12 protein-coding genes are annotated in these 13175 nt (G+C 74.8%); 6 read left to right on the forward strand and 6 right to left on the reverse strand.

Annotated features, from left to right (window positions below; all coding sequences use genetic code 11):
- Positions 1-18: 18 nt before the first annotated feature.
- The 3 genes from IEZ07_RS16135 to IEZ07_RS16145 are packed head-to-tail and all read right to left on the reverse strand — an operon-like array spanning position 19 to position 3715.
- The gene (locus tag IEZ07_RS16135; RefSeq protein ID WP_191895502.1) at positions 19-2508 is read right to left on the reverse strand and encodes an ABC transporter permease; all 2490 of its coding nucleotides are present in this window, start codon (positions 2506-2508) and stop codon (positions 19-21) included.
- Positions 2508-3209, reverse strand: coding sequence for an ABC transporter ATP-binding protein (locus IEZ07_RS16140; protein WP_191895503.1), 702 nt, complete (start codon positions 3207-3209; stop codon positions 2508-2510). The genes IEZ07_RS16135 and IEZ07_RS16140 overlap by 1 nt, the downstream gene beginning before the upstream one ends.
- Positions 3206-3715 carry a PadR family transcriptional regulator gene (locus tag IEZ07_RS16145; RefSeq protein WP_191895504.1) on the reverse strand — a complete coding sequence of 170 codons (510 nt, stop codon included), beginning with the start codon at positions 3713-3715 and terminating at the stop codon, positions 3206-3208. Before IEZ07_RS16145 ends, IEZ07_RS16140 begins: the two co-directional genes overlap by 4 nt.
- Positions 3716-3967: 252 nt before the next feature.
- On the opposite strand from IEZ07_RS16145, the gene IEZ07_RS16150 reads away from it, so the two are divergent.
- A complete protein-coding gene (locus tag IEZ07_RS16150; protein WP_191895505.1) occupies positions 3968-5068 on the forward strand; it encodes an alpha/beta hydrolase in 1101 nt (366 codons plus the stop codon).
- Between the two features lie 138 nt (positions 5069-5206).
- On the opposite strand, the gene IEZ07_RS16155 is transcribed toward IEZ07_RS16150, so the two are convergent.
- On the reverse strand, positions 5207-6454 hold the full coding sequence (locus tag IEZ07_RS16155; RefSeq protein WP_191895506.1) for a sensor histidine kinase: 1248 nt from the start codon (positions 6452-6454) through the stop codon (positions 5207-5209).
- A 100-nt stretch (positions 6455-6554) separates the two neighbouring features.
- The gene (locus IEZ07_RS16160; RefSeq protein ID WP_191895507.1) at positions 6555-7211 is read right to left on the reverse strand and encodes a response regulator transcription factor; all 657 of its coding nucleotides are present in this window, start codon (positions 7209-7211) and stop codon (positions 6555-6557) included.
- A 319-nt stretch (positions 7212-7530) separates the two neighbouring features.
- Between IEZ07_RS16160 and IEZ07_RS16165 the strand changes: the two genes are divergently transcribed.
- The 4 genes from IEZ07_RS16165 to IEZ07_RS16180 are packed head-to-tail and all read left to right on the forward strand — an operon-like array spanning position 7531 to position 11232.
- A complete protein-coding gene (locus tag IEZ07_RS16165; RefSeq protein ID WP_239320188.1) occupies positions 7531-8049 on the forward strand; it encodes a hypothetical protein in 519 nt (172 codons plus the stop codon).
- A complete protein-coding gene (locus IEZ07_RS16170; protein WP_191895508.1) occupies positions 8049-9170 on the forward strand; it encodes a peptidoglycan-binding protein in 1122 nt (373 codons plus the stop codon). The genes IEZ07_RS16165 and IEZ07_RS16170 overlap by 1 nt, the downstream gene beginning before the upstream one ends.
- A complete protein-coding gene (locus IEZ07_RS16175; protein ID WP_191895509.1) occupies positions 9167-10012 on the forward strand; it encodes an ABC transporter ATP-binding protein in 846 nt (281 codons plus the stop codon). Before IEZ07_RS16170 ends, IEZ07_RS16175 begins: the two co-directional genes overlap by 4 nt.
- Positions 10012-11232 (forward strand): ABC transporter permease, encoded by a 1221-nt coding sequence (locus IEZ07_RS16180; protein ID WP_301549327.1) that lies wholly within the window; start codon positions 10012-10014, stop codon positions 11230-11232. The genes IEZ07_RS16175 and IEZ07_RS16180 overlap by 1 nt, the downstream gene beginning before the upstream one ends.
- A 134-nt stretch (positions 11233-11366) precedes the next feature.
- Here the strand turns inward: IEZ07_RS16180 and pdxR are convergent, their stop codons facing one another.
- Positions 11367-12785 (reverse strand): MocR-like pyridoxine biosynthesis transcription factor PdxR, encoded by a 1419-nt coding sequence (gene pdxR, locus IEZ07_RS16185; RefSeq protein ID WP_191895510.1) that lies wholly within the window; start codon positions 12783-12785, stop codon positions 11367-11369.
- A gap of 87 nt (positions 12786-12872) precedes the next feature.
- Between pdxR and IEZ07_RS16190 the strand changes: the two genes are divergently transcribed.
- Positions 12873-13169 (forward strand): putative quinol monooxygenase, encoded by a 297-nt coding sequence (locus tag IEZ07_RS16190; protein WP_204054433.1) that lies wholly within the window; start codon positions 12873-12875, stop codon positions 13167-13169.
- Positions 13170-13175 lie beyond the last annotated feature (6 nt).

A 13175-nucleotide genomic window follows, 5' to 3' on the forward strand; every position in this document is an offset into this window, starting at 1 on the left:
AGCAACCCGGGACCCGGGTCACGGGAGCCGGCGGACGAGGGGCGGCCCGGTCCGGGTGATCAGCGCCGCCATCGTCGCCAGAACGGGCGGTCCCACCACCACGGCGATCACGAACGGCCAGGGTATGGCGATCGTGGCGGGATCTCCGACGCCGTGCGTCGTCATCGGCCGGCTCAGCGCCGCGCCCGTCACCGTTCCCGCGGCCAGCCCCACCAGCGCGCCGAGCCCGGAGACGTAGAGGGCCTGGCCGGCCACGACCATCCGCAACGTCCCCGACGGTGCGCCGATGGCCGCCATCGCCGCCCGCTCAGGCCGCATGTCGGCGGCCGCCAGACGGGTGACGGCCAGCGTGCCGCCGACGACGAGAATGAGAGCGCCACCGAGCCAGCCCCACAGGTCCGGGTCGGGCATGTTGCGGTAGCCCTCCTCGGAGGCGACCGTCACGCGGGGGGTCACCTTGTGCAGATCGCGCCACAGCGTCGAGTCGGCCGGCAGCCGGTGCATGGCGTAGAGCTGACGCTCCGCCGTCGAGAAGCCGGCCTGTTCGACCAGGGCACGCGGCAGCAGGGCCCCGCCCTGGTGCTCGTCGGCGGGTGCGGCCGGCACCGCCGGCACTTCGATCCTGCGCGCGGGACCGGACGTGGAGCTCGCCCGCAGCGCCAGCCTGCCGTTCCGCACCGCGGCCGCGTCGAACACCACGGCCTTGCCGCTCGCCAGCGCCGCGGCCGCCTGCGGATCATGGCGCCCCTGCAGGAGCCTGAGCAGATCCTGGTCTCCGACGGCCACCGTACGGCGCGTCCGTGTCCCGTTCCATCGCACCGTGTACCGCAGCGCGTAACGGCGGCCCTGTGCGTCCTTCACCTGATGGCCGGCGGCCAGCGGCACGCCCGGCAACCGGCGGCCCGTCTCGGCGCGAATCCGGCTCCAGGTCGCGTCGCTCATACTGCCGCCCCAGATCGCCAGCATGCCGGTCGGCCGCGCCGAGGTGTAGGCGTTGCGCCGGTCCGTGGATTCGCTATGGGCGCCGATGCCCATCGCCACGACCGTGGCCGTAACCGCCATGACGGCCGCCACGGCGCTCACCGTCCGGGATCGGTGACGGACCGCGTCACGGACGGACATCCGCAGCGGAAGCCGCAACCGCGTGGCCACCCGTCCCGTGAAGTGGACCAGCCATGGCGTCAACGCCACCAGCCCGATCATGACCAGCACCGCGGAGGCCCACACCCACACCGGACCCGCCTGGCGCCGCGCCACCACGGTCGCCCCCAGCCCGGCCAGCACCAGCGCGGTCCCCGCCAGGGGCCGGCCCGGCCGATCTGCCACCGGGGAAGCTCGGCCGGCCAGCACGGTCGCGGTGTCCTGCCGGGCCGCTTGCACGGCAGGCACCAGCGCCGCCACGATCCCGGCGGTCAGGCCCAGCGCGGCAACACCCAGAACCTGCGGCCACGGCACCTCCGGCGGGCCGACCTGCCCTCCCCAGCGCGCCGCGAACGGGGCGCCCAGCACTCCGGCCCCGATACCCAGCACCGTCGCCACGAAAGTGGCCGTACCGCCGAGGATCAGTCCGTCGGCCAGCACGATCGTCCGCAGGTGCCCGGCCGAACCACCCTGAGCCGCGATCCCGGCGAGTTCCCGGCGCCGTCTCCTGAGCCCGACCGCGAAGGCGGGCCCGGCCAGCAGCACGGTCTCCAGCACCACCATGACGGCCATGGTGCCGAGCCCGACCGTGTGCTGGACATCCCGGACCGGGGCGCGTGACGGGTCCGGGACGGCGGCGCGGGAGCTGACGTACAGGCCGGCCCTGTTCAGCGCGGGCACGTCGGCCCAGGACACGGGCTTCGCGGTGTCGGCGAGCCAGCCGGGGCCGTACTCGCCGGGGGACCAGAAGCCGTCCAGGGGCGCCAGCGGCAGGTCCGGACCCACGACCTCGCGGAGAGAGGGGCGGTGCGGGTGCTCGACCACGCCCACCACCGTCAGCGGCGCCGCGCCGGACGGACGCAGGAGGTCTCCGGGGTGCAGGCCGAGTGCGGGCGTCACCGCGACCTCGCGGGCGGCGGGAAACCTGCCCTCGCTCAATGTCCGCATCCCCCTGGTGAGGGGATCGCGCAGGTCGAGCTCCAACGCGTCGACCCGGTCGGCGCCCAGCCGGAGCACGCCGGTGCTGAAGGGGACCAACCGGGTGCCCGGCCCGAGCAGGGCCGCCGCCTCGGCGGCGCCGAGCTCGGGACCGGCCGCTCCGTCGCCGTCGCCCGTGGTCCAGCTCCCCCCGTTCGGTTGCTGCCGGATCACCGTGCCCTCGGGTATCCGGACGAGGCGGGCGTCGGCCAAGCCGAACTCGGCCACCAGCCCTTCCCTCGGCGTGACGCTCATGGTCTCGGTGAGGGTGAGGACCCCCGTGATCACCAGGACGGGCAGGCCGATCATCACCATGATGAGTGCGCTTCGCCCCCGGGAACGCCACGCGTTCCGGCGGGCGAGGCGCAGCGCGGCCGGTACGACGCTCATCAGGCGCTCCTCACCGACGTGGTGTCCGTGGTGTCCGTGGTGTCCGCGATCATCCCGTCGCGGAGGAACACCACACGATCGGCCCAGGCGGCGTAGCGCGGCTCGTGGGTGACCAGCAGGACCGTCACGCCCGCGTCACAGCGGGCCCGCAACGTCTGCAGGATCTCGTCGCCGGTACGCGTGTCGAGCGCGCCGGTCGGTTCGTCGGCCAGCAGCAGGCGCCGATCGCCGACCAGGGCGCGGGCGATCGCGACCCGCTGGCGCTGTCCACCGGACAGCTCCTCGGGGAAGCGGTCGGCCAGGTCCGCCCCATCGACCTCCGCCAGCACGGCCATGGCCTCCTGCCGGGCCAGGCGTGACCGCACACCGTCGAGCTCACGCGGCAGCATCACGTTCTCCACCGCCGTCAGCGACGTGATCAGGTTGAGGTCCTGGAAGACGTAGCCGACACTGCGGCGCCGCAGTGCCGCCAGGTCGCGCACCGCGGCCAGGTCCCGCCCGCCGATGTGCACCGTCCCCGACGTGGGCCGGTCGAGCCCTCCCGCGAGGTTGAGCAGGGTCGACTTGCCGGACCCGGACGGACCCATGACCGCGACCAGCTCTCCCTCGCCGATCTCGAGGCTCACACCCTTCAGAGCGTGTACGGCCGTCGCCCCTTCACCATGGATCCTGGCCACCTCGGCCAGCCGTACGAACGTCATCTCTCCTCCTTGAGGACGGCCTCGCAGTGGTCCAGCCACCGTTGCTCGGCTTCGGCTTGGAAGATCATGGAATCGAGCACGAGCCGTCGGGCCGTGTCTTCCGCGGCGGCCCGTTTGGCCACGGTCAGCTGCTGGAGGGCTTGCATGGTCGCCGTCCGCTGCCGGTGGACGACCTCGGCGACGTTCACCTCCTTGGCCGCGACGGCCATGGCCAGCTTGATGACCAGCTCGTCCCGCGGCCGGTCGGACTGGACGACGGGGGTGCCGAACCATCGTGCCGTCTCCTCCCGGCCGGCCGCGGTGATCGTGTAGACGACCCGTCCCTGCTCGTCCGACTCTTCCTGCTCGACCAGGCCGTCGCGCTCCAAGCGGGAGAGCGTCGTGTAGACCTGGCCGATGTTGAGCGGCCAGATCGCCCCTGTCGACGCCTCGAACTCGGCCCGCAGCTGGTAGCCGTGCCGGGGGCCTCCGCTGAGCAGAGCAAGCAATCCGTGCCTGACTGGCATAAATACTAAGTATGCATACTCAGTATGCGATCCTCAAGGGGTTCGCCGCGGATGCAAGGTCGGTACCGATCCCGCCTCGGCTCCGCGGATCGAGCGGATTCGCCCACGCCCCGCCCGCGAGATGCGGCGAATTCATCCGCGGGGCACAACGGCCGCCGCCGTTTCGCGCCGGACGGGTGTGGCGACCGCTCGGTCACCGGCCTAAGGTCGCCTGCCACGGCCTCCGTATCCGGCCGGACGGAAGGGACGACCATGCGATCTGCCCGACACGGACTCCTGGCGCTCGCGACCGCGGCGGCCGCGGGCCTGCCGGCCGCGGCGTACGCGGCTCCCGCGCAGGCTCGGGCTCCGCTGGAAGCAGCCCCCGCGCAGGTTCCGGTGGCCCTCGCCCGCGCCGCCGCGGCCCCGGTTTCCGCGACCCGCGGGAGCGCCTCGGCGCCCTGGCCCGCCGCGCTGCCCGGCGGACCGCAGGTCGTCGGGGAGAACCGGCTCGGCCCGCGCACGCTCGACCTCACGATCTCGTCCCCGGCGGTGAACGCCCGGCTCCCGGTCCGGCTGCTGCTGCCCGAGGGCTGGTCGAAGCAGGCCGACCGCACCTGGCCGGTGCTCTACATGCTGCACGGCGGCGTGGACGACTACACCTCCTGGACCCGGATGACCCGCGTCGAGGAGCTCACCGAGGACCTGGACGCGATCGTCGTGATGCCCGAGGGCGGCGGATCGGGCAACTACAGCGACTGGCACAACGGCGGAAAGGGCGGCCCGCCCGGCTGGGAGACCTTCCACACCGAGGAACTGCCCGGCGTGCTGGAGTCCGGGTACCGGGCCGGGACCCGCCGCGCCGTCACCGGCCTGTCCATGGGCGCCTACGGCGCGATGAAGTACGCCGCGCGCCACCCCGGCATGTTCCGCTTCGTCGGCGCGCACAGCGGCATCATGTCCACCCGGCTGCCCGGCGTGCCCGACATCATCATGTACACGCAGAAGAAGGCCGGGCAGGACCCGAAGGCGATGTGGGGCGACCCGATCAGGGACTGGCGGGTCTGGAGGGACAACGACCCCGCCGCGCACGCCAGGAACCTGCGCGGCGTCAGCATCTACATCTCCAGCGGCACGACCAGCCTCAACGGCGAGCTCGACCCGCCCGGCGCCGACTGGGACCCGGCCCACCTGGGTGAACCGGTGTCGGCCTACACGACCAGGCACCTGGTCGCCAAGCTGCGCCTGTACGGGATCAAGCCGACGGTGAACCTCTACCGGAACGGCACCCACAGCTGGCCGTACTGGGAGCGCGAGTTCACCAGATCCCTCCCGATGATCAGGACCGCCCTCGGTCTACCACAGGGCGGGTGACCCGCCGCACCGTCCCCCCCTCGCCGCGCGGCGTCCGTTCGCTTCCCGCCGAGCGACGCCCCCTTGCGCCTCGTCGCGTGGCGTCCCCCCGCGCCTCGTCACACGACGTCCCCCCGCGCCTCGTCACACGGCGTCCCCTCACTCCTCGCCGCGCGGCAGGACCGCCGTCACCACCAGGCCGCCGCCCTCGCGCGGGCGGGCGGTGACGTCGCCGCCGTGGGCGAGGGCCACGGAGCGGACGATGGACAGGCCCAGGCCCGTGCCCTTCCCGGTGACCACGCGGTCCGCGCCGAGGCGGCGGAAGGGCTTGAACAGCCGCGGGATGTCGTAGGGCGGCACGGCGGGCCCGGTGTTGCTCACCTCCACCTCGACGTGCCCGCCCCGCCCGCCCGGCCCGTCGCGCACCGTACGGCTGGCGACCCGCACCCAGCCGGCGCCGTCACCGGTGTTGTGCCGGATCCCGTTCTCCACGAGGTTGTGCACCAGCCGCTCGAGCAGGAGGGCGTCCCCCGCGGTGGGCGCCGGGCCCGCGCTCTCGTGCACGGTGATCCCCGCCTCCCGCGCCTCCCCGGCGGTCTGCGCGACCACGTGCGAGACTACGTCGGCCAGGTCCACCGGCGACCGGTCGGCGATCTCGTGTTCGGAGCGGGCCAGCAACAGCAGCCCGGAGATGAGCCGCTCGTGCCTGGCGTTGATCTCCAGCAGGCTCTCGCCGAGCCGTCTGACATCGGGTGAGGCCGTCTTCCGGTGCATGGCCAGCTCGACCAGCGCCCGGTTCAGTGTCAGCGGGGTGCGCAGCTCGTGCGAGGCGTTGGCGACGAACCGGCGCTGCCCGTCGAAGGAGCGGTCCAGCCGTTCGACCATGGTGTCGAAGGTGTCGGCGAGCTCCTTCACCTCGTCCGCCGGGCCGTCCAGCGCGATCCGCTCGCGCAGGCCGTGGTCGGCGACCGGCGCGGCGGAGATCCGCCGTGCCGTCTCGGTCACCCGGTGCAGCGGGGCGAGGACCCGCCCCGCGACCACCCAGCCGAGCGCCACCGCGACGGCTCCGACCACGACCAGCGCGACCGCCCCCTGGGTGAGCAGCGAGGTGACCGCCGCATCGCGCAGCGACTCCTGTTCCTGGAGCAGGAACCGCTGCGCCTCGGGACCGACGAGCACGTCGCCGTTGCGGGAGATGAGGGTCATCTTCCTCGGCAGCCGCCCCGGTTCGTCCCCGCCGTACCTGTCGGTGAAGGAGGCGGTCAGCTGCTGGTCGAAGAGCAGGTAGGTGACGCCGAGCAGGGTCAGTCCGGCGAGGAGGAACAGCGTGCCGTACACGAGGGTGAGCCGTGCCCGCAGGGTGGGCGAACGGCGCCCCGGCGCACCGCTGCCCGGAGGGCCCGTCACGGGCTTCGCCACGGGGCGGCTGCGGGCTCCGGCTCGGAGGCCGGCGCGGGGACCGGTACGGAGGCCGGCTCGGAGGCCGGTACGGGCTTCGGCGGGAGGCTCATGCGATCCGGTACCCGGATCCCGGCACCGTCCCGACGACCGGCGGGTCACCGAGCTTGCGGCGCAGCTTGAGGACGGTCAGCCGCACCACCCCGGTGAACGGGTCGGCGTGCTCGTCCCAGGCCTTCTCCAGCAGGTGCTCGGCGGACACCACGGCCCCGTCGGCTCGGAGCAGCTCCGTCAGGACGGCGAACTCCTTCTTCGACAGCGGCACGTACCGGCCGTCCCGGAACACCTCCCGCCGCGCGGGGTCCAGGGTGATCCCGGCCCGCCGCAGAACCGGCGGAACGGCCGGCCGGGCGCGCCGGCCCAGCGCCTGGACCCTGGCGGCGAGCTCGGGGAAGGCGAACGGCTTGGTCAGGTAGTCGTCCGCACCGAGGGACAACCCGGCCACCCGGTCATCGATCTCCGCGGCGGCGGTGAGCATCAGCACCCGCGCGGCCGACTCCGACCCGACCAGCTCCCGGCAGACGTCGTCACCGTGCACCCTCGGCAGGTCACGGTCGAGGACGATCACGTCGTAGTCGTTGACTGCGATCCGCTCCAGCGCCGCCGCGCCGTCGTGCGCGGTGTCGACCGCGTGCGTCTCCTCGCGCAGCCACTCGGCCATCGCGTCGGCGAGCATCGGCTCGTCCTCCACCACCAGCACCCGCATCCCGCCTCCACGATCCTTCCCACCCGCACCCCGGCCCGCGGACCGGTCAAGGCCACCCCTCGACCTCCGGCCCGCGGACCATCGCCCGCGGACCGGCAGGCCACGGACCCACGGGCACTCGTACGGACTCCCGGGTGCGGCCCGGCACCCGTACGGACTCCCGGGTGCGGCCCGGCACCTGCCGCGATGGTGGCGCACCGGGTGTTTGCTCCGCGTTAGCGCGGACGGAAACGGCCCGGAAACGCGCCGGCCGGTTGCATCTCCCCTCGAACGGCCGGGTGGACGCCCGGCCGCCGGAGGACCGGAAGAGGAGAAGACCGTGCGAATCCCCGACGCGCGGGCGGCGGCCCCGCTGCTGCTCGCCCTGACCCTGTCCCTGCCGCTGGCCGGATGCGCCGCCGACCCGGGCGGCCCCGAGGTGGCGTCCGCGAGCGGCTCCGGCGGAGACCGCACCGCGCCCGCCGCGAGCGCCACCCCGGCCCTGGACCGCGACGAGAGGAACCTCCGGTTCGCCCGGTGCATGCGCGAGAACGGCGTCGACATGGCCGACCCCGAGCCCGGCAAGGGCGTCATGATCAAGTTGAAGGGCGACAGAGCCGTCATGGAGAAGGCCCAGGAGGCCTGCAAGCAGTACGCGCCGGCGGGCGGCGACGGGCCGGGCGCCGCGCAGGACTCCGAGCGGATGCGCGAGCTCGCCCGGTGCATGCGCGACAACGGCGTGCCGGAGTTCCCGGACCCGCAGCCCGACGGCCTCGTCCGGATCGGCAAGGGCGTCGCCGACGACCCGGACTTCGAGGCGGCGCAGCAGAAGTGCCGCCTGGACGCCGGGGGTTCCTGATGGGAGCGGCCACCCTCGACGACAGGACGGGCGCGGACCCCGCCGCCCGCCCGCGCCGCCGTCGCGGCGGGAGGACCGCCGGGCTGCTCGCCGTGGCCGCCCTCACCGGCGCGGCCGCCGTGGCGGTGAGCGCCACGGGCGTCCTGGGCGGCGGGGCCGGGGAGGACCGGGCCGCCGCGCCGCCGCCCCCGGCCACCGCCCGGGTGACCCGGGAGACGCTCCACGACACGCACGAGGCCGACGGCGAACTCGGCCACGGTCCCGCCGCCACCGTGGTGAGCCGGAGGCCCGGCACGATCACCTGGCTCCCGGAGAGCGGCGCCCGGATCACCCGCGGCAGGCCGCTGTACCGGGCCGACGACGACCCGGTGGTGCTGATGTACGGCTCCACCCCCGCCTACCGCGACCTGCGGATCGGCTCCGAGGGCCGGGACGTGGAGGCCCTGGAGCGCAACCTGGAGGAGCTGGGCTACGACGGTTTCACCGTGGACGGCGAGTACACCTACGCGACGGCCGCGGCGGTCATGGAGTGGCAGGAGGACCGGGGCCTCGCGGAGACCGGGGTGGTCGAGCTGGGCCGGGTCGTCTTCGCCGACGGCCCGGTCCGGGTGGAGAGCCTGGAGACCGAGACCGGCCGGCCCACCGCACCGGGTCAGGCTGTGCTCACCAGCACCGGCACCGCCAAGGTGGTCACCGTACGGCTGGACCCCGGGGACCAGCGGATGGCGAAGGAGGGCACGAAGGTGTCGGTGACGCTGCCGGACGGGAAGCGCGCGGGCGGCAGGGTCACCGAGGTCTCCACGGTCATAGAGCCGGGGGACGGGCAGGGCGCGGAGCCTGAGACCCGGCTGGAGGTGCTCGTCTCCCTCGGCCGGAAGGCCGCACCCGGCCTGGACCGGGCCGCGGTGGACGTGACCTTCACCGCCTCCCGGCGCGAGGACGTGCTGACCGTGCCGGTCGCCGCGCTCGTCGCGCTGCGGGAGGGCGGGTTCGGCGTCGAGGTCGTCGAGGGCTCCAAGACCCGCTACGCCGCGGTGGAGACGGGCCTGTTCGCGGGCGGGCGCGTCGAGGTCTCCGGCGCAGGGATCGCCGAGGGCACGATCGTGGGGATGCCGAGATGACGCCTCCCACGGTCTCCCTGGTGGATGTGAGCCGCACCTATCCCGGCGGGGTGACCGCGCTGGCGGGGGTCTCGCTGGAGATCGCGCGCGGCGAACTCATCGCGATCGCCGGCCCCTCCGGCTCGGGCAAGTCGACGCTGCTCAACGTCATCGGCACGCTGGACCGGCCCACGTCCGGGACCGTGCGCATCGACGGGTACGACGTCCCGGCGCTGTCGGACCGCGGGCTCTCCGCGCTGCGGGCGACCACGATCGGCTTCGTCTTCCAGCACTTCCACCTCGCGGACAGGGTCACGGCCTTGGACAACGTGGCCGGCGGCCTCCTCTACAGCGGTCTCGGCCGGGCCGAGCGGCGGCGGCGGGCCGCGGCGGCGCTGGAGCGGGTCGGGCTCGGGCACCGGCTCGACCACGAGCCGCACGAGCTGTCGGGCGGCGAGCGGCAGCGGGTCGCCATCGCCAGGGCGGTGGCCGGGGATCCGCCGCTGCTCCTGGCCGACGAGCCGACCGGCGCGCTGGACTCCGTGTCGGGGGCCGGGGTGATGGAGCTGCTGCACGACCTGAACGCCTCGGGCACCACCATCGTGATCATCACACACGACCGCGAGATCGCCGCGAGCCTGCCCCGGCGGGTGGGGATGCGCGACGGCCGGATCGTCTCCGACTCCGCAGCGGACCCCTCGCACCCCTCCCACCCCTCGGACCTCACTCGCTCCAATCAGCCCACTCGTCCCACTGACCCAAGTGAACCCACTGACCCAAGTGACCCCACTGGCTCCACGGACTCCGGGGACTCCGGGGGGCGGCCCGCTGCCGGGGCCGTGCCCGGATCGGAGGCGGCGTGATGGCGGCGAGCCGTACGGAACGGCCCGAGCCGGCCCCGGCCCGGATGCGTCCGCGCGACGTGCTGCGGGTGGGCGCGGCCGGCCTGCGCACCCGCCCGCTGCGGGCGTTCCTGTCGGCGCTCGGCGTCGCCATCGGCATCGCGGCGACGGTCGGCGTGGTCGGCGTCTCGTCCTCCTCCGGGGCCGAGCTCGACCGCACGCTCTCGGCGCTCGGCACCAACCTGCTCACCGTCTCGTCGGGCCGCACCCTCCTGGGGGAGGAGGCGGAGATGCCGCCGGACGCCGAGGCGATGATCGAGCGGATCGGCCCCGTGGAGTCGGCCTCCGCCGTCGGCCGCGTCGACGGCGCCCAGGTGTACCGGAGCGAGGAGATCCCCGAGGAGCAGACCGGCGGCATCTCCGTGTACGCCGCCCGCGCGGACCTGCTCGCCGCGGTGGGCGCGACGGTGCGCAGCGGCGTCTGGCTCGACGGCGCCACCCTGCGCCACCCGGCCGTGGTGCTCGGGGCGACCGCGGCGCGACGGCTCGGGGTGGGCGCCGCGGGGCCGGACGTGCAGGTGGTCGTCGGCGGCGAGCGGTTCACCGTCGTCGGCGTCCTGGACCCGGTGCCGCTCGCCGCCGAGCTGGACGCCGCCGCGCTGGTCGGCTGGCCCGTGGCCGAGGAGGTCCTGGACTTCGACGGGCACCCGACGATCCTCTACACCCGTTGCGAGGAGGCGCGGCTGGAGGCCGTCCGCGAGGTCCTGGCCGCCACGGCCAGTCCGGAGGCGCCCAACGAGGTGGAGGTCTCCCGCCCGTCCGACGCGCTCGCCGCCAAGCAGGCCGCGGGCCGGGCTTTCACCGGGCTGCTGCTCGGCGTCGGCGGCGTCGCGCTGCTCGTCGGCGGCGTCGGGGTGGCCAACACCATGGTCGTCTCGGTGCTGGAACGGCGGGCGGAGATCGGCCTGCGCCGCTCCCTGGGCGCGACCCGCGGCCAGATCCGCACGCAGTTCCTCGCCGAGTCACTGCTGCTGTCCGCGCTGGGCGGGGCGGGCGGGGTGCTCCTGGGCGCCGCCGCCACCACCGGGTACGCGCTGCAGGCCGGCTGGCCGGTCGTGGTGCCCGCCTGGGCGACGGCCGGCGGCCTCGCGGCGACCCTGGCGATCGGCGCCCTCGCCGGGCTCTACCCCGCGGTCCGCGCCGCCCGGCTCTCCCCGACGGAGGCGCTGGCCGCGCCGTAGACCGCCCGGCTCTCCCCGACCGAAGCACCGGCCGCGCCGTAGACCGCCCGGCTCTCCCCGACCGAAGCACCGGCCGCGCCGTAGACCGCCCGGCTCTCCCCGACCGAAGCACCGGCCGCGCCGTAGACCGCCCGCTACCGGCGGGGACGGCCTTCGAGCACCGCAGCGATCTCCGCCGCGGCGAAGGGGGCCCGGGCCGGTGAGAGCCGGCCGTACCCGATGACCAGGGCGGGCCTGAGACGGCGGCGGGCGTAGCGCGACAGGGGCATCACGGCCACGCCCCGGCGCTCCAGGCGGTCGGCGACGTCGCGGTCGTCATGCCCGGACGGCAGCGGGAGCACCAGGTGCAGCCCCGCGGCGATCCCGCCGGCGGGACCGCCGTCGCGGATGACGGGGTGGCCGCGCAGGGCCGCGAGCACCGCCTCCCGGCGCTCGCGGTACAGCGTGCGGGCGCGGCGCAGGTGCCTGTCGTAGTCGCCGGCGTCGATGAGCCGGGCGAGCGCCAGCTGGTCGAACACGCCGGGACCCGCGCCCGACCGTTCGAGGGCTTCGGTCACCGGGTCCCTCAGGCGTGCGGGAGGCACCATCCAACCCATCCGCAGGCCCGGGTGCAGGGTCTTGCTCACGGAGCCGAGGTAGGCGACGCTGTCCCGGTCGAGGGCCGCCAGCGCCCCGATCGGCTTGCGGTCGTACCGGAACTCGGCGTCGTAGTCGTCCTCCAGCACGACGGCCGAGCGCTCCTTCGCCCACGCCAGCAGCGCCCGGCGCCGCCCCGCCGACAGGGCGGCGCCGGTGGGGAACTGGTGGGCGGGCGAGCAGAGCACCGCGTCCGCGCCCGTCCGCCGCAACCGCCCGACGTCGATTCCCTCGCCGTCGACGGCCACCGGCTCGACCGACAGCCCGGCGTGGGCGGCCGCGTCGCCGAGCCGGCTCCAGCCGGGGTCCTCCACCGCCAGCCGCGACGCGGACCGCCGGGCCAGGACACCGGCCAGCAGCCCCACCGCGTGCGTGGTGCCGCAGGTGATGACCACCTCCTCGGGCGAGACCGCCACCCCCCGGGTCCGTCCCAGGTAGCCGGACACGACCTCGCGCAGCCGCCGTACGCCCCCGGCCGGGGGGAAGACGTCCGAGCCCCCGCCGGTCACGAGGGCGTGATGGACGGCCCGGCTCCAGGCGGCGGCGGGGAAGCGCGCCACGTCGGGCGCGCCAGGCCGCAGGTCGGCCACGACCGGGAAGGGCGCCCGCGCGGCGGGTACGGCCGGCGGGGCGGCCGGTCGCGTCGACGCCTCCGGCGCCACCCGCGTGCCCGACCCCTGCCGCGCCGTGAGGTGCCCTTCGGCGACGAGCTGGGCGTAGGCCTCGTTGACGACCCAGCGCGAGCAGCTCAGCTCCTCGGCGAGCGCCCGGCTCGGGGGCAGTGCGTCGCCGGGTCCCAGGCGGCCCGCCAGGACGGCGGCCCTGATCGCGGCCGTCAGGCGTTCGTGCAGCGCCCGTCCGTCGTCGGGCACGTCGAGGAGGAGACCGGTGATGCGATTGGTCCGGTTCTGCGGCATGCAAGTGGACTGTATCACCGGACCAGTTCGCCCCTAGCCTCTGGACCGGCCCTCTTCCGCAGGGCCCGTACCACCGAGGAGAACGCCGTGACATCGACGAACACCCCCTTGACGGTCATCGCGCGGATGCGCGCGAAGGACGGCCGCGAAGCCGCCCTGCACGACGCCTTGACGGCGCTCGTCGCCCCGACCCGGCAGGCGCCGGGCTGCCTGGCCTACGACCTCCACACCGAGGTGGGCGAGCCCGCCCGGTTCTGGTTCTACGAGGTGTGGCGCCGCCGCGAGGACCATGCCGCCAACCTGGAGGCTCCGCACATCACGGGCTTCCTCGGCCAGGCGGCGGACCTGCTCGACGGTGACCTGGAGGTCCACTTCCTCGCGTAGGGCCCG

Origin of the sequence: Planomonospora parontospora, from assembly GCA_014647935.1 — a bacterium.
Taxonomy (GTDB): Bacteria; Actinomycetota; Actinomycetes; order Streptosporangiales; family Streptosporangiaceae; genus Planomonospora; species Planomonospora parontospora.

Excerpts from the sequence above, each read along its gene's own strand:
- IEZ07_RS16160 (WP_191895507.1), bottom strand. The coding sequence starts at position 7,211 with ATGCGGGTGCTGGTGGTGGAGGACGAGCCGATGCTCGCCGACGCGATG.
- IEZ07_RS16150 (WP_191895505.1), top strand. The coding sequence starts at position 3,968 with ATGCGATCTGCCCGACACGGACTCCTGGCGCTCGCGACCGCGGCGGCC.
- pdxR (WP_191895510.1), bottom strand. The coding sequence starts at position 12,785 with ATGCCGCAGAACCGGACCAATCGCATCACCGGTCTCCTCCTCGACGTG.
- IEZ07_RS16145 (WP_191895504.1), bottom strand. The coding sequence starts at position 3,715 with ATGCCAGTCAGGCACGGATTGCTTGCTCTGCTCAGCGGAGGCCCCCGG.
- IEZ07_RS16140 (WP_191895503.1), bottom strand. The coding sequence starts at position 3,209 with ATGACGTTCGTACGGCTGGCCGAGGTGGCCAGGATCCATGGTGAAGGG.
- IEZ07_RS16180 (WP_301549327.1), top strand. The coding sequence starts at position 10,012 with ATGGCGGCGAGCCGTACGGAACGGCCCGAGCCGGCCCCGGCCCGGATG.
- IEZ07_RS16135 (WP_191895502.1), bottom strand. The coding sequence starts at position 2,508 with ATGAGCGTCGTACCGGCCGCGCTGCGCCTCGCCCGCCGGAACGCGTGG.
- IEZ07_RS16170 (WP_191895508.1), top strand. The coding sequence starts at position 8,049 with ATGGGAGCGGCCACCCTCGACGACAGGACGGGCGCGGACCCCGCCGCC.
- IEZ07_RS16175 (WP_191895509.1), top strand. The coding sequence starts at position 9,167 with ATGACGCCTCCCACGGTCTCCCTGGTGGATGTGAGCCGCACCTATCCC.